Source organism: Leptospira ognonensis (assembly GCF_004770745.1).
In the GTDB taxonomy this organism is placed as follows: domain Bacteria; phylum Spirochaetota; class Leptospiria; order Leptospirales; family Leptospiraceae; genus Leptospira_A; species Leptospira_A ognonensis.
This window is the reverse complement of sequence record NZ_RQGD01000014.1, coordinates 194,988-216,971: the sequence shown is the minus strand read 5'-3', so window position 1 is coordinate 216,971 and position 21,984 is coordinate 194,988. Positions and strand designations below refer to the sequence as shown.

Annotated in this window: 21 protein-coding genes; 11 read left to right on the top strand and 10 right to left on the bottom strand. The window is 41.5% G+C overall.

What is annotated here, in order from left to right; genetic code table 11:
• Genes rpmG through EHQ58_RS04790 form a run of 3 tightly spaced genes read right to left on the bottom strand, consistent with a single transcriptional unit; the run spans position 1 to position 2,190 of the window.
• Positions 1-162 carry a 50S ribosomal protein L33 gene (gene rpmG / locus EHQ58_RS04800; protein ID WP_135622688.1) on the bottom strand — a complete coding sequence of 54 codons (162 nt, stop codon included), beginning with the start codon at positions 160-162 and terminating at the stop codon, positions 1-3.
• A gap of 34 nt (positions 163-196) precedes the next feature.
• Positions 197-1,138 (bottom strand): bile acid:sodium symporter family protein, encoded by a 942-nt coding sequence (locus EHQ58_RS04795; RefSeq protein ID WP_135622686.1) that lies wholly within the window; start codon positions 1,136-1,138, stop codon positions 197-199.
• Positions 1,135-2,190 (bottom strand): aminotransferase class V-fold PLP-dependent enzyme, encoded by a 1,056-nt coding sequence (locus EHQ58_RS04790; RefSeq protein ID WP_342776210.1) that lies wholly within the window; start codon positions 2,188-2,190, stop codon positions 1,135-1,137. The genes EHQ58_RS04795 and EHQ58_RS04790 overlap by 4 nt, the downstream gene beginning before the upstream one ends.
• Before the next feature lie 202 nt (positions 2,191-2,392).
• On the opposite strand from EHQ58_RS04790, the gene alr reads away from it, so the two are divergent.
• On the top strand, positions 2,393-3,523 hold the full coding sequence (gene alr / locus EHQ58_RS04785; RefSeq protein WP_135622806.1) for an alanine racemase: 1,131 nt from the start codon (positions 2,393-2,395) through the stop codon (positions 3,521-3,523).
• Between the two features lie 10 nt (positions 3,524-3,533).
• Positions 3,534-4,421: an alpha/beta fold hydrolase gene (locus EHQ58_RS04780; RefSeq protein WP_135622680.1), complete on the top strand. Its 888-nt coding sequence runs from the start codon at positions 3,534-3,536 to the stop codon at positions 4,419-4,421.
• Here EHQ58_RS04780 and EHQ58_RS04775 read toward each other — a convergent pair whose 3' ends face one another.
• A complete protein-coding gene (locus EHQ58_RS04775; RefSeq protein ID WP_135622676.1) occupies positions 4,422-5,489 on the bottom strand; it encodes a PP2C family protein-serine/threonine phosphatase in 1,068 nt (355 codons plus the stop codon).
• 95 nt (positions 5,490-5,584) lie between these two features.
• Between EHQ58_RS04775 and EHQ58_RS04770 the strand changes: the two genes are divergently transcribed.
• On the top strand, positions 5,585-6,286 hold the full coding sequence (locus tag EHQ58_RS04770) for a lysophospholipid acyltransferase family protein (RefSeq protein WP_167883535.1): 702 nt from the start codon (positions 5,585-5,587) through the stop codon (positions 6,284-6,286).
• Positions 6,287-6,294: 8 nt separating this feature from the next.
• On the opposite strand, the gene EHQ58_RS04765 is transcribed toward EHQ58_RS04770, so the two are convergent.
• Both EHQ58_RS04765 and EHQ58_RS04760 read right to left on the bottom strand, forming a co-directional pair.
• Positions 6,295-6,606 carry a hypothetical protein gene (locus tag EHQ58_RS04765; RefSeq protein WP_135622670.1) on the bottom strand — a complete coding sequence of 104 codons (312 nt, stop codon included), beginning with the start codon at positions 6,604-6,606 and terminating at the stop codon, positions 6,295-6,297.
• A 10-nt stretch (positions 6,607-6,616) separates the two neighbouring features.
• Positions 6,617-7,579 (bottom strand): DUF1554 domain-containing protein, encoded by a 963-nt coding sequence (locus tag EHQ58_RS04760; protein WP_167883534.1) that lies wholly within the window; start codon positions 7,577-7,579, stop codon positions 6,617-6,619.
• 131 nt (positions 7,580-7,710) lie between these two features.
• On the opposite strand from EHQ58_RS04760, the gene EHQ58_RS04755 reads away from it, so the two are divergent.
• The 6 genes from EHQ58_RS04755 to EHQ58_RS04730 are packed head-to-tail and all read left to right on the top strand — an operon-like array spanning position 7,711 to position 12,745.
• Positions 7,711-8,736 carry an SPFH domain-containing protein gene (locus EHQ58_RS04755; RefSeq protein WP_135622666.1) on the top strand — a complete coding sequence of 342 codons (1,026 nt, stop codon included), beginning with the start codon at positions 7,711-7,713 and terminating at the stop codon, positions 8,734-8,736.
• Positions 8,720-9,658 carry a sugar kinase gene (locus EHQ58_RS04750; RefSeq protein WP_135622664.1) on the top strand — a complete coding sequence of 313 codons (939 nt, stop codon included), beginning with the start codon at positions 8,720-8,722 and terminating at the stop codon, positions 9,656-9,658. The genes EHQ58_RS04755 and EHQ58_RS04750 overlap by 17 nt, the downstream gene beginning before the upstream one ends.
• Before the next feature lie 6 nt (positions 9,659-9,664).
• Entirely contained in the window at positions 9,665-10,525 is an 861-nt protein-coding gene (locus EHQ58_RS04745) for a hypothetical protein (protein WP_135622662.1), read from the top strand.
• Entirely contained in the window at positions 10,522-11,268 is a 747-nt protein-coding gene (locus EHQ58_RS04740) for a type 1 glutamine amidotransferase domain-containing protein (protein WP_135622658.1), read from the top strand. The genes EHQ58_RS04745 and EHQ58_RS04740 overlap by 4 nt, the downstream gene beginning before the upstream one ends.
• 31 nt (positions 11,269-11,299) lie before the next feature.
• The gene (locus EHQ58_RS04735; protein ID WP_167883533.1) at positions 11,300-11,839 is read left to right on the top strand and encodes an NADPH-dependent FMN reductase; all 540 of its coding nucleotides are present in this window, start codon (positions 11,300-11,302) and stop codon (positions 11,837-11,839) included.
• A gap of 33 nt (positions 11,840-11,872) precedes the next feature.
• Positions 11,873-12,745, top strand: a complete 873-nt coding sequence (locus EHQ58_RS04730) for a DUF4349 domain-containing protein (protein ID WP_135622654.1) — start codon at positions 11,873-11,875, stop codon at positions 12,743-12,745.
• A gap of 56 nt (positions 12,746-12,801) precedes the next feature.
• On the opposite strand, the gene EHQ58_RS04725 is transcribed toward EHQ58_RS04730, so the two are convergent.
• The 3 genes from EHQ58_RS04725 to EHQ58_RS04715 are packed head-to-tail and all read right to left on the bottom strand — an operon-like array spanning position 12,802 to position 17,294.
• On the bottom strand, positions 12,802-14,772 hold the full coding sequence (locus tag EHQ58_RS04725; RefSeq protein WP_246047153.1) for a CASTOR/POLLUX-related putative ion channel: 1,971 nt from the start codon (positions 14,770-14,772) through the stop codon (positions 12,802-12,804).
• Between the two features lie 53 nt (positions 14,773-14,825).
• Positions 14,826-16,589: a GAF domain-containing SpoIIE family protein phosphatase gene (locus EHQ58_RS04720; RefSeq protein WP_135622651.1), complete on the bottom strand. Its 1,764-nt coding sequence runs from the start codon at positions 16,587-16,589 to the stop codon at positions 14,826-14,828.
• A gap of 51 nt (positions 16,590-16,640) precedes the next feature.
• The gene (locus EHQ58_RS04715) at positions 16,641-17,294 is read right to left on the bottom strand and encodes a TetR/AcrR family transcriptional regulator (RefSeq protein ID WP_135622804.1); all 654 of its coding nucleotides are present in this window, start codon (positions 17,292-17,294) and stop codon (positions 16,641-16,643) included.
• 116 nt (positions 17,295-17,410) lie between these two features.
• Here EHQ58_RS04715 and EHQ58_RS04710 point away from each other — a divergent pair, with 116 nt between their 5' ends.
• A complete protein-coding gene (locus EHQ58_RS04710; protein ID WP_135622648.1) occupies positions 17,411-19,405 on the top strand; it encodes an oxidoreductase in 1,995 nt (664 codons plus the stop codon).
• Entirely contained in the window at positions 19,392-21,143 is a 1,752-nt protein-coding gene (locus EHQ58_RS04705; protein ID WP_135622645.1) for an acyl-CoA dehydrogenase family protein, read from the top strand. The genes EHQ58_RS04710 and EHQ58_RS04705 overlap by 14 nt, the downstream gene beginning before the upstream one ends.
• Here EHQ58_RS04705 and EHQ58_RS04700 read toward each other — a convergent pair.
• Entirely contained in the window at positions 21,135-21,956 is an 822-nt protein-coding gene (locus EHQ58_RS04700; protein ID WP_135622643.1) for a carbon-nitrogen hydrolase family protein, read from the bottom strand. The genes EHQ58_RS04705 and EHQ58_RS04700 overlap by 9 nt on opposite strands.
• Between the last annotated feature and the right edge of the window lie 28 nt (positions 21,957-21,984).

Sequence of the window (21,984 nt, the reverse complement as noted above, 5' to 3'; positions counted from 1 at the left end):
TTAGACTTTAGATTCTTTGTGATCTGTATGCTTTCGGCAAAATTTACAATATTTCTTTGTGACTAATTTTTCCGACTTAGTCTTCTTATTTTTTGTCTGAAAATAGTTAGATCTGCCTGGAATTTCACAAGGGACGCAGGTTAGTTTTATGATTTCTCTCATAATTTATGCCATTACGGTGGAGACAGGAGAATCGTCAAGAAGCAATGCGTACATTTTCTTCCGATTTTCTCCAGATTCCTGCTAAAAAACTTCCAATCAGCGAATGCATCAAACTCGAAAGGGCACTGGGAATGGCGGTATTTGGGTCAAGGAAATGTGTTTTTGCGAGAACTGCCCCTAGCCCTGAGTTTTGCATCCCTACTTCGATCGAAATCGTTCTCTGAATGGTCACATTTTGATAGAAAACTTTTGTGAGCAGATAACCCAGAAAAAAGCCACCTGCATGCAATAAAAAAACAGAGAGGAAGATTCTAAAATCGGAATGTAGAATTTGATTTTTTCCCGCCGCGATGATAGAAGCCACAATCATAGCTATTAGCAAAACCGAAAGTAAGGGTGAAATGATGGTCATGCGAGAAGCAATTTTGGGAAGGAAGGATTGTAAAATCACACCTAAGGAAACAGGGAGCAGGATCACCTTAAACGTTGTTAGTAGAAGTGGCACAGGATCGATTGCCAGTCGACTCCCGATCAAAGCGGAGGCAAGCATGGGAGTGAGGAACACTGCGATTACCGTTGAGACAGAAGTTAAGGTAACACTCAAAGGTAAATTCCCACGAGCAAGGTAGGTGATCACATTGGAAGCCGTTCCTCCTGGACAGGAAGAAACAAGTATGAGTCCAATGGCATAGGAGTCAGATAAACCTAACAAATTTCCAATGAGATAGCCAAGCAATGGCATAATTGTATATTGTAATACGGTTCCAAGTAGGATGGGTCCTGGAAGTTTGAAGATACGAAGAAAATCCTCCCATTTCAAAGTGAGGCCCATACCAAGCATGATCCCACCTAAACTGTAGGTAATCCAAGCTCCTTGGAACCATAGGAAGTATTCTGGAAACAGAAAGGCAATGCCCGTGAAGGCAAGGAGGATCCACGGAAACGCATTTACGATTTTATCTAAGATCTGTATCAAAGGGCTAAGTATTCCTTCAAAGTTTTTTCTAAAATCCCGATATGAGTTTCCGTGACAGGTATATGCGGCGCAAGTCTCAATCTTCCTAGCCTAACAGCCGTATAAATCTTTTTCCCTTTTAAGAAGGTTTGGATGGCCTCTGGTTGGAAGGTTTTGCCCGAAGCAAATCCAGTAACACCGATGATACCGGATTTTGCATTTGGGAAATGATCCGAATCCAAAGTGAATCCGAGTCCTCTTAACATCTGCGACATCTGATCGGAAATTTCGTAAATACGATGCATGACTTTCGGATAGCCGATGTCTGTCAGCATACGAAGGGATGCTAAAAAATAAACCCAGTCATTGAAATTGCCGGTGCTATGTTCAAATTGGTCGGCAGGAGGTTTTCGTTCTTCCCGGTAAGGAAGGTAATTGGAATCGTTTTTGACGCTCCCTGCTCCTTTGAAGATGATTTCGAAGTTTTTTGGTACTTCATCTGAGATAAAAATGACTCCCATCCCCAGTGGTCCAAGCAACCACTTCCAGGCGGCAAAGACAGCAAAGTCTACTTTCCATTTTAAAAAATCAGATGGCACATGACCCACTGACTGACTCCCATCTACAACGAGAAGTGCTCCGTGCGTTTTGCAAAGGCTTGAAATTTTTTCCATATCAAAGGGCATACCCATACACCAGTGAACAGGCGATATACTCAAAAGAGACACATTGCCCTTTTCAAATTCCGCTTCTAAATTTTTAAGAAATTCATCTGGAGTATTTCCGATAGGAATGAAATCAATACGAACACCCTTCTTCTGCCAATGTTCCCATGGATAAACATTGCTCGGATATTCGTTTTCAATGATTAGAATTCTAGAGTCTTTGGGGAGCGAAATGCTATTTGAATAAAGATTCATTCCTTCTGAAGTATTGTGCACAAGACCAATGTTATGCGGTCGGCACTTTAATATTTGAGACATATATTCCCGAATCTGCTCCTTCACTTTTGGTTCCGAATATCTGGGTGCAAAAACACCGAACTTGGAATACTCATCAAAAAAGTCCGCCATGGTCTCCTTGGCATACGTGGAAATCGGAGAAATGCCGCAAAAATTGAGCCAGATCGAATCCGATTGGATGGGATATAATTGGGAAACGGCCTCCCAATTGGAGGGAACCGGGAATGGTGGTAAAATTGTGTTCGGATTTGCCATGCTTAGAGAGAAATATCTGAAGCGACAGGTGGGAAAAGTAAAAAATTATGGAAGAGATATGTTATCTTGTGAGGTAATCCTCTCAAAATCAGCACTCGAGCATAATATTTCTTTGTACAGAAAGCTCACTTCTGAAACTACAAAATTTACAGCTGTCGTGAAATCAAATGCCTACGGGCATGGACTCTTAGAAATGGCAGGTCTCGCACTTAGTGCGGGAGCAGACCTTCTGGGCGTCAATTCTCTAGAGGAAGCAGAAACCCTTCGTGCTAAGTTCCCACAAGCGACCATTCTCATCATGGGAAGTATTCCCAATCTTTCATTGCGCAAACATAAATTAGCTGATTCCAATTTTTGGGTGATGGTTTCCCGACTCGAAGAGATGGAAGAATTAAGCACGCTCTCACCTGCTCCGAAGATTCATTTGAAACTAGAAACAGGTATGTCTCGGCTCGGCTTAGATATGATACAAATCGAACAGATCGCAGATGAAATCAAAAATAGAAAATTAAAACTCTCAGGTCTTGCCACTCATTTTGCCAGTACGGAAGATTTCACTGAACATTCTTTCTCAATGAAACAATTGCAAAAATTTCTGGAAGGGGTAAAAGTATTTCAGGAACGAGGTTTTGCGGATTTGATCTTACACTGTGCTTCCTCTGCCTCGGCCATGTTATTCCCTGAGGCGAGGCTGGACCTGATTCGAGTGGGGATTTCTATGTATGGGTTATGGCCAAGTTTAGAAACAAAACTCTCTCTATCGATGATGGGAAAAGACATTGGGACCTTAAAACCAGTGCTTACTTGGAAAACAAAAATTCAGCACATACAAGAACTTCCGACAGGTGCTTTTATCGGATATGGATCTACTTTTAAAACTACCTACCCCACAAAACTTGCTGTCATTCCTGTAGGCTATTATGAAGGTCTGGACCGAAAACTATCAAACACTGGCTATATGTTAGTTCATGGAGAAAGGGCACGCATTCTCGGAAGAATTTGTATGAATATGACGATGATAGAGATCACACATATCCCAGATGCAAAGCTCGGAGATGAGGTCATCATTCTTGGTTCTTCGGGCCATGAGGTCGTTACAGCAGATGATCATGCCAATTGGACAAATACGATCAATTATGAAGTCGTCACACGAATCTTGGACCAATTTCCAAGAACCATCACACACTAAAGGATTTCACATGACAACGAGACAAAGTTACGATTGGAAAAATCATCGAATTACCTATCGGAAGCACCCTTCCAAGAATGCAAAATCGAAAGAAAAATTTGTATTGATCGGGGGTTGGTGTTCGGCTGCCGGATATTGGACACTCAACATTCCTTTTTTCCAAGAACTCGGTGAGGTCATTGAACTAGATCTTGTGGGTCATTACCCCGCTGAAATTTTAGATCCGAAACAAAAACTGACACTGCAAGAATTTCTCGAAGCCCAGGCCAATGCCATTTGGGAGAGTGCTGGAGAAGCAAACATAACTCTCATCGGACACTCCACTGGCGGAATGGCTGTTCTTGCCATTGCCTCCCTATTTCCATCTCGTATCAATCAGGTAGTATCGATTGCTCCTTTTGTCCATGGACCAATACGAGGTCCACTTAAGTTAGGTGTTATGGGACTTCGCACCAATCTTGGATCCATTTTTGATTTTGGTTTTAGATTGGGAAGGTCTCTTCCAAAGGCACTCAATTTCGGATTTTCATTTGGAGTTTACGATTCCAAGTCTTTTCATGAAAACCCAGAGATTAAAAAATTCATCGAGGATTACTATCCGCAATTTGACAATCTAAACCCGCGAAGCATCCTTATGATCTTAGAGATGTTAGACCGGGCTGACATACGACCCATTGTATTTGGCAATGAAGTGCCTACTCTCATCATGAGAGGGGAAGATGACCCTGTGGTACCTGGTGAAGACATCATCGAAATTGAGAGAACTACCCCCAATGTCAAGGCAGTTCGTTTTGCCGAATGTGGACATTTTGTACACCTAGAAAAGAGAGAACTTGCAGAAAAAGTGATGCTGAATTTTTTTATGAGTAAAAAGATTCCCTCAAAAAGGAAAAACTAATTATAAAATTTCGATACCTAATATCAAGGTATCGTCAATGAATGCTTTTTCATCTGAATATGATTTCACCTGGTCTAAAATGAGATCCAGCGATTCTTCCAGTGTTAGGCTCTGTTGGTTCACTTCAGTAATGATATCTATTACCCCTGGCACACCTAGAAGCTTCCCCTCTTTATTGCGAACCTCTAGTAAACCATCCGTGATCAGATAAGCCCGATCTCCCGTGACTAAATCTACATCTAACTCAGAATACTCTGCCTCTGCCATAAGACCTAAAGGTATGCCAACTAGCTCGCCAATCTTTGTCTGTTTTTGTTCCTGTAGATAGAAAAAAGGATACGGATGCCCGCCACGGGAGAAGCGGAAACTAACTCCTGATTTATTAAACTTTAAACATGCATATAGGGCCGTAAAATAATAATCATCAGGTAGATAGGTAATCACTTCTTCATTTAAATTCTCTAAATACTTTTTTGGTTCTGTTCCAAAGTTTCTACAGGTTTTATTGGAAAGTACTCGTACCAAGGATGTGATGAGGGCGGCAGAGATTCCATGTCCAACAACATCACCGATGAGTAGGGAAAGCTCGCCATTCTCTAATTTGATTATGGAAAGAAAATCACCGCCTATAGAAAAGAGAGGTTGGTATCTGTAAGCGATGCGAGCCTCAGGCATCTTTGGAATATCAGGCAGTGAAAATTCTTGAATGAGCTTTGCAGATTTTAGATCTGACTGATACATATCGATCATGTCTCGCAAATGATTTTCGATAGCCTTTCCCTTAATCACTTCCCTTTTAAAGGTTAGATTCGCCTCTTCAAGTTTAATTGTAATTAGTCGATTTTTCTTTTGGTTTAAATCAATAAGCCAACCGAAAAATCCAAGAGCTATAGGCGAAGTATCAATGAGCCATAATAATGGGCTAATGGATTGGGTATAAATTAGATTTTCAAAAGAAATAGAACGTATTTTAAGATAAGATTCTAGAATGGTACAAAAAAGTATGAAAGGAAAACTCAAGGCTATCCCATAAATCGAATACTGAATTCCCTTTAATTTATTTATCACGATCTCATTCCCTTACGTATTGCAAAGCCTGATGATTAAATTGCGATTGATTTGTGTTATGTCAAATGCATTGTATCGTCAAAAGAGGTAATTTTTTGATACGATTTATTTGGACTTATTTTGTTACTTTTTTCTACCTACTCACTCTAAAATCTAAACTCACAGATGACTTTTTTGCCAATGCAACCTATGGTACGAGGATTGGGGAAAAAGCAGTCGCAGCAGCAGGCTATCGCGTTAAAGTCATAGGACTTGAGAACTTACCGGGTGAAAATGGGATCCTCTATGTTGCCAACCACCAATCCTTTTTCGATATTTTTGCCTCACTATTTATCATCAAACGTCAATTAGGCTTTATTGCTAAAAAACAGTTAAAAAATTTCTTTTATGTCGGTCATTATGTAGAAAAATTAGGCGGAGTGCTTATTGACAGAGATGACATCAGAAGCCAGGTGGAAGTACTCACGTTGCTTACTAAAAATGTCAAAGCAGGTTATAATGCTTTTATCTTTCCCGAGGGCACTCGTTCTCCTGACGGCACCTTATCAGAATTTAAGGGTGGAAGTTTTAAGATTGCCCTCAAGAGCAAATGCAAAATCGTTCCGATCACATTTTTTAACAATTATGAAGTGGTAAAAAACCGAGGCGACAAGGTGATCAAGGTGAAAATCGATCCTGCCATATCCTATCCAGACTATGAGAAAATGAATACGGCAGAACTCAGCCAATTCATCCAAGGCAAAATCCAAAGGAATTTGGATCACGGATTTGATGAGAAGGTGGCGAAGTCGATCTAGATTCTATCCTACAGATGCCAATCCTCTGGCCTACCGGTAAACGCCCAGTTGATGCCCTTCTCTGTTTTCGATAACAGATATTTGCCCTTGCCTGTCACATTGATTTCGAGCAAGTTGCCCATATTTCTTTGTCCTGTGACCTTCCATTCTTGCTTGTCTCCTTCCCCTGCTGTTGCAGCACCAAAGGGCAAGGTTTGCTGGCTCACCGAGCCGGAATAATGGAAAAAATTTGTAACAACTAACGATAGTTTGTAGGAATCCTTTATGCCTTCGTAAGAAGAGGATTCGGAAAAAAGATAGGTGCCTGAAAAATCGATCATTGTTGTTCCTTTATTGTTCTACGCAAACGATTCGTGTACCAGCGTTGCAATTGCCCGAAATCGAACCTACATTCATTGTTCCCGTTGTAAAAGTCGCCGGACTTGCTGAGGCATTTGAAGTCCATTGGGTGCAGTGAGAAGAAACACCACTCCTAGTCGTCCATCCGCTGGTATTGATGCCAGACATAAGAGTGAGACTACCTCCCGAAATCGCATCGTTAGTCTGCCCCGTTGTCCAGATTCCCAAACTATTCGTTGTATTTACGGTTAGCCCATCCTCAGCGCGAGTATAAATCGTATCCGGTTTTAGGATCCAATCCTTATGTTCAGCAATGCCCGTGCTACAATTTGAATTTACACAAGCAATTCTGCTAGTATCATCCATCAGAAAAGCTTTGTAAATGGCTGCACTTGGCGAAGCTGGTTTACTCGAATCTGCATTACATTTTGCATCCGAACCTGAGATCCCTCCACGCGCGCCATCATAACTGGAAGCAGTCACAAACATCCTACACGGCGAACAAAACGGCGTTGCCGACGATTCTGGAGAGACATCGCTCTCTGCGGTATCTGACTTTGCCACTACCACATAATAATAGGATGTATTGTTCACTAACCCCGAATGCGTGTAAGGTGACGTGACCGAAGTGAGAATGGTGCCATTGGATTTTGTCACCCCCGCACTGGTTTTATACACCAGGTTGTAAGAGGTCGCTCCCGATACAGAGGCCCAAGTTAATGTATTTTGCGTATTGCCAGCCGTGAGCACAGGTGCGCTCGGAGTGGGTAAAGAGGTTACGGCAGCAGTCTGTACCGGAGCAACGGGAGGTTTACACAAATCTAGTTGCCCTGTCAGACAGAGGAATTCTTGTCTCTGCCAATAGGACTTATCTCCCACACTATTTGGATTCGATACGTCTGGTTTGACACATTGGGTCAAAACGACCAAGGAAATGCAGAGGAATCTTCTCATGCTTTTCATTCTATACCCTAGGAATTTTTATTACAAGTAGTTATTCTTGAAAAATAAAATTCGCTCTGATAGTTCTGATTTACGAAATAAAGACGGTTTTGTTATCCTTGCCCCAGTAGTAGGAGATCCTCATGTTTGGAATCAAATTCGTTAAGTTCGAGCCTGGCTTTTATATATTTAAGTACAAAGGTGGGAAAATTACAAAAGAGGGAGAAGGACTTTCCTTTTACTACTTTGCTCCTACAACTTCGCTTGTCGCCGTCCCGATCGGAAGTATTGACGTCCCTTTTATTTTTAATGAGAGCACTCAGGACTTTCAAGAAATTTCAGTCCAAGGACAAATCACCTACCGAATTTCTGACCCGAAAAAAATCTCTCAACTCTTAAATTATACTTTGAACAATGCGACCTATGGTTATCTCTATGATGATCCGAACAAATTGTCCCCACGCCTCATCAACCTCGTTCAAGTTGTCACTAAAAACCAAGTCAAGCGCCTAACATTAAAAGAAGCACTCGGTTCCTCCGAAAATTTAGTCAATCAGATTTTAAAAGATGTATCCCAAGACAAAATGGTGCTCGCACTCGGCGTGGAAATTCTAGGTGCCTCCATTTTGGCAGTGAAACCAAACCCCGAAACAGCAAAAGCACTCGAAGCAGAAACACGAGAAACCATTTTGAGGGAATCTGACCAGGCCATATTCCTCAGAAGAAATTCAGCTGTCGAAAAAGAAAGAGCGATCAAAGAAAATGAGCTAAATACAGAAATTGCGATCGAAAACAAGAACCGGGAAATCAAAGAAAAGCAAATGGAGTCTGAAAAATTGGTCCAACTACGAACCCAAGAGTTGGAAGAATCCGATTTAAAATTTCGCATAGAGCAAGAGGAAAAAAACAAAGCACTGATTGCCTTACAAACAGTAAATCAAAAACAAACCTCGGATGCGAAAGCCTATGCGATCGCCAGTGTCATGAAAGCTTACCAAGGTGTGGACCCAAATATCCTCCAAACACTTGCAAGCGTTGGCATGGATCCAAATAAAATGATCGCACTTGCTTTCCAAGGGATCGCAGGCAAGGCAGACAAGATCGGACAATTAAACATCACCCCCGATTTACTAAACAATCTTCTGAAACCAAATGAAGAGACTCATTGAAAATCGCATCATCATCGTTCGGCGCCAAACTAGACTCGATGAGCTGATTGTTAGATTCAATACCATAGGACAAGCCAGATTTTACATAGAACATCTAGGTTCAAGCTTCGAAGAATATGAGGCTGAGCATCATAAATATTACGAATCTCTGGATAGCGTTAAGAACCTAGTCACCTCCATCGCCAAAATGCAGGTGATCGATCGGTCTTTTTTGCCAAATTTCATTTTTGCAAAAGATGATATCATCGTGGTGGTTGGACAGGATGGAATCGTTGCCAATACACTTAAATATTTAAACGGCCAATGTTTGATTGGCATCAATCCAGATCGAAGTAGATGGGACGGGGTGCTCCTGCCCTTTGACCCACCAAACATTGCAGATGTGATTATGGAGGTAGCTCAGGAAAAACGAGATTTTAAAACTGTGACCATGGGTAAGATCCAATTGCAAAATGGACAACAAATGCTCGCGGTAAATGATTTTTTCATTGGCCAAAAAACGCATACCTCTGCTAGGTACTCCATCCAATTTAATGGCAAAGAAGAAAGTCAATCTTCCAGTGGTATCATCATCTCCACAGGACTTGGCGCGAGTGGTTGGATGAGAAGTGTAAGGACAGGAGCTAGCGGCATCACAAAACAATTGACGACTCAAAAATTGGAAATCAAATCCAATCCAGAAGATACCTGGTCCAGTGACTGGTTGACTTTTTCTGTGAGAGAACCTTTCCCGAGTAAAACAACAGGGACAAATATACTTTATGGAAAAATACAGGCGGGCAAAATGATGACGGTTCGCTCCCAGATGGGCGAGAATGGTGTGATATTCAGTGATGGAATCGAAAAGGATTTTTTAGAATTCAATTCTGGAATGGAAGCAAAAGTATTTGTTGCCGATCTCAAAGGAAAGATCATAATCTAAATCAGCATGAAAAAAATTTATCTCTGCCTACTCTCTAGCCTAACACTGCTATTCTTTGCAAATTGCCAAAAACTGGATTCTCTGTTGCATGAACCTGCTTTAAGTCCAGAACAATTCTTGGCAAGTCACCATTGGACTCAGATATCTTTTGGTTCCTTATCCTTCATTTTGGACCAACCCTCTTCTACTTTTTTTGTTTATTTTCTAAGTCTTACCTACTTGTATGCCTGTTATGTTTTTTGGAAAGCTCCCCATCTCGATTGGTCAAAAAAATTCTGGAGCCTCGGATTTCTTTTTACAGGGATCGCAGCCATCCTTGCCGGAACCAGTTACCAAGCATTAGGCTATGAACTGAAATGTGAAGCTAGAGCTATCTGCAAATGGACAACTTGGTGGGAGATCAATTACGAAATCCTACAAAACATAGGAATGAATGGATTCCTAGCTGCCGGTGCCTTTTCGCATGCAACATCGAAAACTAGGCGCGCTCTTTTGTATTACGCCGTGTTCAATTCTATCATTTATGCCTGTTTGGTTTTATACGGTGCTCTAACCGCAGATCGTTTTTTGGTTTCCTTCGAATTTTTAGAACTGTCCTGCCTTCCAAGTGTCCTCTTTTTCTTAGTGAGCACGATTTTTGGATTTCTGAAGAAGAGAGACAGTATGAATTTTCATTTGATGAATACCTGGCTATTTCTTGTTCTGATCATGATCTCTTATGTAACATATATGGAATTAGGCCTGACATCGCTTTTATGGGAGAGACACATCTGGTTTAGTGAAAATGACGTACTCCATGTTGGTTTAATTGTTTGGGTCTTTTATATCGTAAAATTTATACCTGAAAAGGTGCGTGATAAATCATGATACTGATGCCCTTGCCTGAGGAAGACTTCGATCCCAGTGAAACCAGCATCCCTTGGAAAATTTTACGGGAGAATCAGATTCGCATAACCTTTGCAACACCGACTGGCAAACAGGGCAAGGCTGATCCAAAAATGCTTACTGGAGAAACCCTCGGGATCTTTAAACCGGCACTGATGGCGGGAAAGGACGCAAGAGAAGACTACCTAGAAATGTGCGAGGATCCAAGTTTCCAAAACCCCATTCCTTACGAACAAATCTCCTCTAGTCAATTCGATGGGATTCTCCTACCCGGGGGCCATGCAAAAGGTATGCGTCCCTACTTAGAGTCAAAAGTATTGCAAGATACCATTGTGGATTTCTTTGGGGAAAATAAGCCAGTGGGAGCTATCTGTCACGGTGTCCTTCTTGTCGCAAGAAGCATCGATCCGAAAACGAACCAATCTGTGATCTTTGACTACCAAACGACATCTTTACTAAAAAAACAAGAATTGTTTGCATACAATCTTACAAGGCTTTGGTTAGGTGATTACTATCTCACCTATGCAATCACTGTCGAAGATGAAGTAAAATCCTATTTAAAAAGCACAAGCCAGTTCCAGAAAGGAAACTCTGGACTTTTTAGAGATTCGACTGAAAATACAAAATCAGGATTTGTCGTAAAAGATCGAAACTATCTTTCTGCTAGGTGGCCTGGAGATGCTCATTTATTTGCGTATGAATATCTCAAAATGTTAAAATCTTAATTTTGGATTCGTTCGAGTAGAGATCATACAAATGAAAAAAATCCTCGCCATCTCAGGCAGTACACGTGCCAATTCTTCCAACAAAGTTTTAATCGATGTCATTAAGGAGATGTCAAAAGATAAGTTTCAGATGGAAAAGTTTCCTAATGTAAATCTCATCCCTCATTTCAATCCCGACGAGGACTTTGATAATCCGCCGGCAGAGGTGGTTCAGTTTCGAAATCTGATCCGTGCTGTGGATGCCGTTCTCATCTGCACGCCTGAATATGCCATGGGTGTCCCAGGATCCCTGAAAAATGCGATCGATTGGCTAGTATCTTCCTGCGAATTTTCTAAAAAGCCAACGGCACTCATCACAGCTTCTTCGCTAGGCGAAAAAGGTCATGCTGCATTAATTGAAACTTTGAAAGTAATCGAGGCAAATGTGGTCCCCGAAACCCAGCTTGTGATCTCGTTTATAAAAACAAAACTAGTCGATGGTAAACTCATTGATAAAGAAACAGAAAGTCGTGTGCGTTTCGTCATGTCCAAGTTATATGAATTAATTGTTGCTAAGGAAGGGCCACACTAAAAGCATATACAATCATTTAGAAGTAAGGGTTTTATGAATCAGAAATTATTTTTTGCGACTATATCTTCCGTTGGAATTTTTTTAATCTTATTTGGATTTAGAATTTCTTATGGCTACTACTCTAAATCTTCGCTTGTGGAAACCGAATCAAATACCTTCCTTCAAAGTTCGGCTCCTAGAGAGATACTACCACTCAAACAAAATATTGCTTCCAAAAAAATCAAATACGAATCTACAACAGGCACCACTCCACGAAGCGTTGATCAGAAATATGAAAAGATTGCAACCGTCGAAACGAAATCGACGGATATTTCTTCTGATGAAAAGAAAGTCAGAGATTTTGTAAATGCAAGTGGTTCCATCATTCAATATGAAAATAATTCTGGCCTCAAAGAAAACCAATCTCGCGTCATTAAACTCGCAATAGGTGTCCCACCAGACAAATTCGACTCCATGGTTGAAGAATTTAAAAAAATTGGAACAACCGTTTTACTTACGATTGATAAAAAAGATAAAACGAATGAGTATAAAGACTTGCAGGCAAAAAAGGAATCGCTCCTTAAAATACGCGATTCACTCATCAGTCTCAAAGGGAAAGGTGGACGCATTGATGAATTTATCAGTCTAGAAAATCGTATTCTAGAAATAGAAGATGAAATTCAGAAGTTTGGTATCAGTTTAGGTGAATTTGATTCTGAAAATGAATTTTGCACAGTAGTTTTGACTTTGTTTGAAAATAAACCTTCTGTTGCCATTAGCCTCCTCCATCGGATTCGCGTGGCACTCGAATGGTCGATTAAATATTACTTTCTAATCACCTTTGGATTTTTATGTTTCATCGTCGGCATTCATTATGCATTCATCGTTTTTGAGAAACTGAGAAGGATTGTATCAAAAGAAGGATAAAATTTATAGGCACTTGGGCAAACATCAAACAATGCCCAAGTGAGCCAGACAATTTACTAACGTTCGTCATCCGAAAGAACGATCAATTCATCATTGCTTGTCAAAGAAAACTTTTGATCGTGTTTCGGTATCAAATAAACTCCATAGTTCTTCTCTTGCTCTCTTTCTTCTGAGGCCAGTCTGATACCAAAACATACTTCGCCTCTTTTCTGTGCAGCATGAACGCAATCCGAAAAACTAACTTCTGCAGGTGATAAAGGAAAATATACATCTGCTTTTTTTAAATAAATTTCAGAACCTTCAGGTGAAAACAGATGATCGTAAACCCGCATAACTTGAGGTTCCTGGGAAACTTGAGCAAATATTTTAGACACAAATTGATTTGAAATCAAAAAGTCTTTAACACCAGTTTGTAAGACTAGTTCAATATTTTCCGAATCCATTACTTCTGTGATGATTTTTGCCTCAACTGGATTTCCCGTAGATTTTTCTTCGCTCCTAAAGAATTGGCGTAACTGCATGAGTATCGATATTGATTCTGCATCGATTTCTTCTGCTGTCGCGCCTTCCCCCGCGAGTAAAATCACATTATTATACTTATGCGGAGCAATTTTCTTAAGGATCTCAGGGGAATGAATATCTGCCACGATAAGTCTCAACTTGTGAGAGTTATGTTGCTTTTGGATCGATTTGAAAGTTGTAACGATGGTCTCTTCAGGCTCATGAACTATGATATCAATCTCAGAACCTGGGCTAATGTACTTTGCATATTCGGAGATGATGAGAGGACTTTTCACATTCCAACCGGCGATTAAATGTCTCTCCTTACCTACCTGAATCTTCTTTTTTGGCAGCGGGAAATCCTGAGGTTGGCTAACCTGTGAGGGAAAAAACTGAATCGAGGAATCATCTTCGGCCAAAATGATGGCATGGTCTGTCGGTTCAGGTAGATAGCTACCATCTGGATTCAAAAGGATCTTTCCATTTTTCTTTCTAAATCCAAAGGGAACACAGCCGTTAAAACGAAACTGCACATCGCGGAATGTCAAATTTTCCCATCCACCTTTTGGTTGGAAAAAATATATTTCGTTGCCTTCGAATCCGACAAGATTGGAATACACAATGGACAATCCAGAAGTGCGTGATGTTTGCACGAGTAACTTGGAAAGAATACCATCCTCGTCCATTGTTGTGATACGACCAGGTTCGACACTTTCCGCAAGTCGTCGCTTTCTGGCACTGTGCAATTCGGCAACTATGGGTGGAAGTGGATGTCCATCTTTACTTGCGGCAGCAACAACTGCCATGATTGTTTTTAAAACGCGAGCATCCGCGATCGATTTTTCTGAAGAAGTGGAGGACGAAGATGCTGCATTGAGAATGACGATGGTTTTCGCAGAATCGACTCCCATCTTTCTCAGTGCTTCAACACTCGAGGTATTACCACAGCGCGTGATGATGCGTGTCGTTTTTCTTTCTTCCAAATGCTCGCTGAAAAAATCATCCATAGTTTCTTTGTCTTCTTCCGCAAGGACGACAATAGCTGCATCTCTTTCCGATTCATTGGCTATGATTAGCTCTCGAGCGATTTCTACGATACGCTCTCTAAATCCTAATATCAATGTATGATTTGATTCAATGACCGTACTTTTGCCTTTTCTCAAAGCTTCGATGCGCTGTTCAAATTGACTTGTAATGAACGCAACTAAACTTGAAAACAAAACAAGACCAGCAAACACAGTTAAGATGCCGATTACTTTATTTATTATGCTCGAATCGCCATCTTCGGCAACAGCACCCGCATCTGAGATTTGTAAGAAGACACGCCAAAGTTGATCAGTTGTTCCTTGGACTGTTTCTTCTGGGAAAAATACGCTAGCACCGTATCGCAATATAGACATAAAAAGAAAAGCCGCAGCAAATAGACTGAGCAAGGCAAGGAAAATAGAAAATCCACCTCGTGCCATAAAATTATCTACCGCATAACGTATGCGTTGTTTGAGAGAAATTTTTCGTTTCTGATACATTAGCTGATTACATCCATAATTGATTTATAATAAATTTCAAAAAAATTGCTACTTTATTTTCTATCGATTAAAAGCAAAGTCACATCATCTTCAAAAATTTCTGTTTTGGTATGATTCCGTGCAGATTGAACCAAAAAGTTTGTCGCTGTTTGCGTATCAAGAGAAACTGAACTCAGAACATCAGACTCAAGTAAGTGTTCATCATATTTTTTCCTTCGATCCACGCTGCTGTGCTCCGATAGTCCATCCGTGTAAAGTACGAGTCTATCCCCCTTATGAAATGAAAATTCTTTTTCTTCATAGAATAGATCTGGGATAAGCCCTAATATTTTACCTTTGAGCGCAACGGGATCAAAGGTTTTTGTTATGGCATTTATTTTTAAAGGAGGATGGTGGCCAGCATTTCCACAAAGGATGGTGTTCTTTGATAGATCTATAATTCCATAAAAAGCAGTCAAAAAATTGCCTGCGAGTTTTCCATACAACATATGGTTGAGTGTGGTCAGAAACTTTGAGGGGCTGAGTTTGAGTTCCGGTTCAATATTTTTAAGCACCATATGCGTCATTGCCGCAAGCACTGCCGCCGACAATCCGTGTCCCGAGATATCGGCGATTAAAGTGGCATATAAGTTTTCACCAACTTCTGTTACATCATAAAAATCACCACCGACTTGTTCGACTGGTAAATGCGAAACACCAAAAGACAATTCCGGATTTTCAGGTAAGCGGCTCGGCATAATCCGAACCATCATCTTCTTTGCCCGTGAAAGCTCACGCTCCTTATCAACCACTTGGTGGAAGAGCTGTGCATTCTTAATGGTTAAGGCCAATCTTCCTGCAATCTTTGAAAGTAGATCCATATCATAATGATTGAAAGCATAACCAGAAATCTTATTATTGATGCTGATTACACCTAACAACTCATCTTGATAGATTAAAGGTGCCGAGATCAGTGATTTGGATTCAAATGTATAGTGAGCCAGTTTATTGTACCTGGCATCTAGTTCCAGATTTTGTATGAAAAGACGTTCCTTTTCACTCGCTACCCAGCCAGCGATTCCTTGGCCAAACGGAACGCGAATCTGATCGAAGGCGTCTTCGGGAATCCCTTTCGCCGCAAGTACACTTAGTATACTTTCTGTATTATCAGCGAGATAAATGGTGCCCGAGGTAGCTTCAAGGTATTCGAGCACACGATTTAACATCCATTTGCCGAGTTCTGGCAAACTTTTTTCCGATACCGAAAGCTGTTCAAATTCATATAAGAGTGATAATTCTAAAATCCGTTTTCGTAAACTTTCTTTGATCGTCGCATTCTGTATCGCAGTTGCTGCGACTTCCGACAACGAGGTCAAAAATTCAAGATCATTTGGACCGAAAACTCGATCTTCAGTTTTGTTGATGACTTCTAGGGTTCCTATCAACTTATCTTCAACAAATAAAGGTACACAGATTAATGATTTTGTTTGAAATCCTGTTTTCTTATCGATTTCTGAATTGAATCTGGGATCCGAATAAGCATCATCGAGAGCGATCGGTAACTTGTCCCTCGCAACGATTCCTACGATCCCTTCCCCTAAATCTAATTTCGCATATTGCTGGATAATTTCCCCTTTATCACCCAGAGCAACTTCGCAGTATAAATACTGTTCTTCCTCATCGAGAAGAAATAAGGAGCATGCTTCTGCTTCTAAAAGGTCTTTTGAATATAGCATGATGAGCGGAAGCAGTTGGTGCAATTCGAGATTTGCATTGAGTACTGCGGAGATGTGAAGTAAACTTCGAAATTTATCGCGGCCGAATTCTGGAGAGGTCATAAAATTATCGCTCCATCATATTTTCAAGTTGGATGGTCCATTGTCTATGCCTTATTCTGCTTTCATTCCTAAATACGCATATTCTGTGACCGATTGGATCAGGTCTTCCATCTCTTTTTGATTCTTTTTGATCTTCATTCTACCCTCCAAAAATAACATTGCGATTCCGTGGATCATGGCCCAGGAGGCCAAGGTTTTTTCTTTTGCCTTTCCTTGTTTTAGATATCCGAGCCTTTGTCCCATCTGGATCATCTCACGTAACTGACGATAGGTTCTCCTGGATACCGAAGCGAGAGATGGGTACTGGCTTAGGTTTAGACCAACGCCACCAAACATGATGCGCGCAAACTGTTGGTTGCTGAGTATGAATTGAACATAGTTTATACCCAAAGCTCGAAACCTGCCAATGAAATCATTATCCGTTTTTTGTAGCTCCTCTTGGTAGGATATAAAATACCTTTGAAACCCGAATTCAGCAATCGCAGCAAAAAGTGCATTTTTATTCGCAAAATGATGGTACATAGCCACATGGCTCACTCCCGCCTTCCTTGCGACAGAGCGAAGGGATATCTCTTCCAAAGACTTTGATTTTAGAAGCTCAGCACCAGCAAAGATGAGATCCTCTCTGACTGTGACTCCCTCTTTTTTTAAAGGCCTTCCCACACCTAGGTGTTTTTTCTGACTCGGTTTTTTCTTTTCCGTCACGTTAGCGTAAAATACAGAAACAAACAATTTCCGCAATCCATATTTTACCAGCGGTAAATTATGGGTAGACAAAGGTTCCGCATATATTACCACTGGTAAATTAAAAAGGAACCGATATGAATCCACATTCTTCTACACCTAAAATTGGCAATTTGACACTAAAGAACCCTTTTATCATGGGTTCCATGCACCTCGGTTTCGAAGGCAAAACAGGAGTCGCTTATAGACTTGCTTCCTTTTACAACAGGCGGTTTGAGGGCGGTGTTAGTTTTATTGTTACTGGTGGGATTAGCGTCAATGAAGTCGGCCGAGGTTCAAAACATTTTTTTAACATCCAAAATCCTGAACATGCACACGAATTAAAAGATATGAATTCCCTCACCAAGGGCAAGGGAACCATGTGTGCCCAATTATTTCATGCAGGAAGGTATGCGGCTGACAGATCTTGCGTGGCTCCATCAGCGATAAGAGCACCTATCAACCGCTACATTCCCAAAGAACTCACGGAAGAAGAATGTTGGGAGACAATTAAGGACTTTGGAATTGCGGCAAAAATCGCTAAGGACTGTGGCTTTGGTGCCGTCGAAATTATGGGTAGTGAAGGTTATCTTTTAAACCAATTTTTTTCGGGAGTTACCAACAAACGGGATGATTTTTTCGGAGGTGACTCTGAAAGACGAATGAACCTATCAATCGAGGTTGTAAAAGAGGTCAAAAAAAACCTACCGGATGGTTTTCCCATTGTATTTCGTATGTCGGGTATTGATCTCATTCCAGGATGTCCCACCTTCGAGGAAGTTTGTGAACTTGCCACCAAACTTAAAAATGTTGGCGCATCTGCTTTGAATATTGGCATTGGTTGGCACGAATCCCGAATACCCACAATCAGTCAGCTTGTTCCGAGAGGTGCTTGGGCTAGGATTGCCGGACAAATCAAAGAAAAAGTAACGGGAATTCCCATCATAGCTTCTAACAGAGTGAATGATCCGAAAACGATGCAGCACATTTTCGATCACCAGTTAGCGGATATTATCTCAATGGCGCGTCCCTTTCTTGCCGATCCAGATATCATTCGTAAAATTGAAACAGGTTCCGAGAAACGAATCAATACTTGTATTGCCTGCAACCAAGCATGTCTTGACCATGCCTTTCAGGAAAAAGCGGTTTCTTGCATTGTGAATCCAGAGGCGCTAAATGAAGAAAAATACATTTATTCTAAGCCAGTTGCCAAAAGGAAGGTGGTTGTCGTTGGTTCGGGACCTGGTGGTCTTGAAGCGGCGAGAGCTTGTGCCAAACTTGGGCACAGAGTGACACTCCTGGAAAAATCAAGTTCTCTTGGAGGCCAGTTTCAAATTGCCGCTGAAATCCCTGGTAAATCAGAATTTAAAGAAACCATTCGCTATTTTGAGAATGAACTGCCAGCACTGGGCGTAGAGATACTCTTACATACCGAAGGCACAAGTAAGCTACTCGAGTCCTTAAACGCAGACCAAGTGATCTTTGCCACAGGAGTGACACCGCGAAAGTTTCAAATCCCTGGTATGGATCAACTTCCGATAGGTACTTACGTCGACTACCTTTCTGGGAAATTTATCCCAGGGAAAAAAGTGGCAGTGATTGGTGGTGGCGGGATTGGCGTGGATGTGGCACATAAGCTAACAGAAGATCATGACCCTACATTTTCTTCTTATGATGAAAAATACAATATCAAATCCTTTGTGAATGTTGGCATCCAAAAGCACCAAGCCCAAAGGGAAGTCGCCGTCTTTCGAAGATCAGGAAAACATGGTGCGGGACTTGGGCCAACCACCTTTTGGGCACTCAAACAAGAGTTAGATTCATCTGGAGTGCAATTTTTCACAGGACTTGATTATAAAGAAATCACAAAAGAGGGATTGCTTGTTCAGTTTAAGAATGGGGATTCCTTTTTATACCCTTGCGATTCGATTTTACTTTGTGTAGGTCAGGAAAAAGAAAATACACTAGCCACTGAGTATGCTAAACAGCATCCCTCAAAAGTGGTGTTGATCGGTGGAGCAAAAGATGCTTCCGGTGTGGACGCCAAACGGGCATTTTTAGAAGGACTTGAGGCAGCTCATGCTATCAAATAATTATTTCACAGAAGATCCCGATCTCCAGCTTATTTTTGAAATCATGGTCGACTGGGAAACAGTCGTAAGGGATTGCGAAGGTGAGAACTTTGCCGATCACGCGTTGTATCAGAAGACTGGCGATTCTCGGTACCAGATGGCTCCGGCAAATACGAAAGAAGCGATTGATCTTTACCGTGCAAGCCTCGAGTCCATGGGAGCATTTTTTGGAACCAAGGTATCACAGATTTCTGGCACCATCGATAAACAGGGACTTTTATTTCAAGATGGTAAGGTGGTATTCCCGCCAGAACTCCTCCGAATCTATGAGGAATTTCGAAATACCGGACTTATGCCTTATTCGATTTCTAGGGAGGCAGGCGGGCTTGCCATGCCTGCAACCATGTGGGCCTTTTTTACAATGATCATGGCAAGGGCCGATGTATCCTTTTGTATGACCATCACCTTACTCAACTTAGCCCAAATCATTGCGCGTTATGGAACGAATGAGCAAATTGAAACATTTGCCGCAAAAGCTTCTTCAGGTGAATCCTTGTTTGCCATGGCGCTCACGGAGCCAGATTACGGCTCAGACTTAAACAACGTGCGAACCACCGCGACTAAAAGAGAAGATGGAAAGTATGTACTAAACGGAACCAAAAGGTTTATTTCGCAAGGTTGCGGTCTTGGTGATCATCCTGCTCTTCTTCTAACACTTGCTAGAACAGGAAAACAAAATGGGGGCGCTCGCGGGCTTTCCGTATTTCTTGTAAAAAGTTCTGATGTCAAAATTGCAGGGATAGAAACGAAAATGGGCATTCACTCCTCGCCTACCTGCGAAGTTGTGTATGAAGAGAGCCTAGGGGAAATTTTGGGGGAAGAAGGGCAGGGTCTCACCAAGTATACGTTAGGTATGACTAATTTTATGCGTCTTGGCAGTGCGGCCGGAGGACCAGGAGGAGCTGCCGGAGCATATTTTGAATGCCAAAAGTACGCAAACGAGCGGGTCCAATTTGGAAAACCTATCGCTGAGATCCCAGCAGTAGCCGAGATGCTCGGGAAAATCAAAAGAGAAACAAACGCTATGCGACTTTTAACTCTAGAAACGGCAAGGGTGATCGATTCCTACCAACACCACCAAATCCGATTGGAAAAAGCTGGCCTTGTGGAAAGAGCAATTCGGAAGGAAGAGCGCATCCAAAAAGGATCAAATCTCGCAGCACTGCTAACATCAATTGCAAAGTATTATTGTTCTGAAGAAGCAAATGTCTGTGCGAGTCTTGCTGTACAGATCCATGGTGGAGCCGGATATACAGAAGATTATGATGTGGCTCGGATGTTCCGGGATTCTAGAATCAATACAATCTATGAAGGGACAAGCCAAATCCATGTACGCATTGCTACAGGAGGCATTCTTGCTGGTATGTCCTCGGAAGGATTGTTTCGAAAGTATATAGAAGAGCTGTTGCAAACAATCCCAAAACCTTCGTCTAGACTTCTTGAACTAACCGAAATTTTTGAAAATGCTTTGGTCTCTTTCCGCGAACTGGGAGAAGAACTTTGCAAAGAAAGAGTGGCCGAAAATTTGATGGTCATCACGGCAAGAACACTAACCGCCTTGTTATACGAGAAGGCATTGGTAAAAATTGAGGACCAGGCGATTTTAATTAGATGGAAAAGTGAGTGCAGTGAATATCTCATCGATTGCACAGCGATTGCGCTTGCCTGTCGGTATAGGATTCAGAGTGTCTTAGCCTAAGAACAATCGATGATCGAGGGCAGGAAAATTTTTTCTTGTTTCCATTACCTTCGCAATATCAATTTCTGCAATCGCATAACCCACATCTGTCCCTGCATCGGCAAGGATCTCTCCCCATGGAGAGATGATCATCGAATGTCCATACGTCTTTCGTTTCCCATGTGGATCATGCGTACCTGTCTGGCCAGGCGCCAGAATGTACATTAAATTTTCAATTGCACGCGCTCGAAGGAGCACCTCCCAGTGAACAATCCCAGTAGGAACGGTAAACGCGGCCGGGAGAAAACAGACTTCGCACCCTTTTTTCGAAAGATTACGAAACAATTCAGGAAATCTTAGATCATAACAGATGGCAGATGACAATTGACCAAGTGACGTCGGGATCACTTCAGGCAATGAACCTCCACTTTCCGTGGAACGCGACTCTCTATAATTGACACCGTCGCCAACTTCGGCATTAAACAAATGGGCTTTGTTGTACTTGAAAATCTCAATGCCTTCATCTGAAAAAATAGAAGCAGTATTAAAAACTTTTCCATTCCCAGCATCTGTGGGATAGCCGCCACCGAGTAAATAAATACCTAAATCTTTTGCAGTCTCCGCTAGGAACTCTCTGGTCTCGATTTCAATTTGCCCGATCAAACTTTTCTTTTCTTCTTCAGAACCCATAAAGGAAAAATTCTCGGGAAGCCCCACGAGTTTTGCTCCCGCCCTCGCTGCCTGCTCTACGAGTTTTCTGCTCTGTGTTAGGTTACTTGCAATTCGGGCATTGCTCGAAACCTGGATGACTGCTGCTTTATATTTTTCTGGCATAAAAAAAAAGTCCTTTTAATCAACGGGT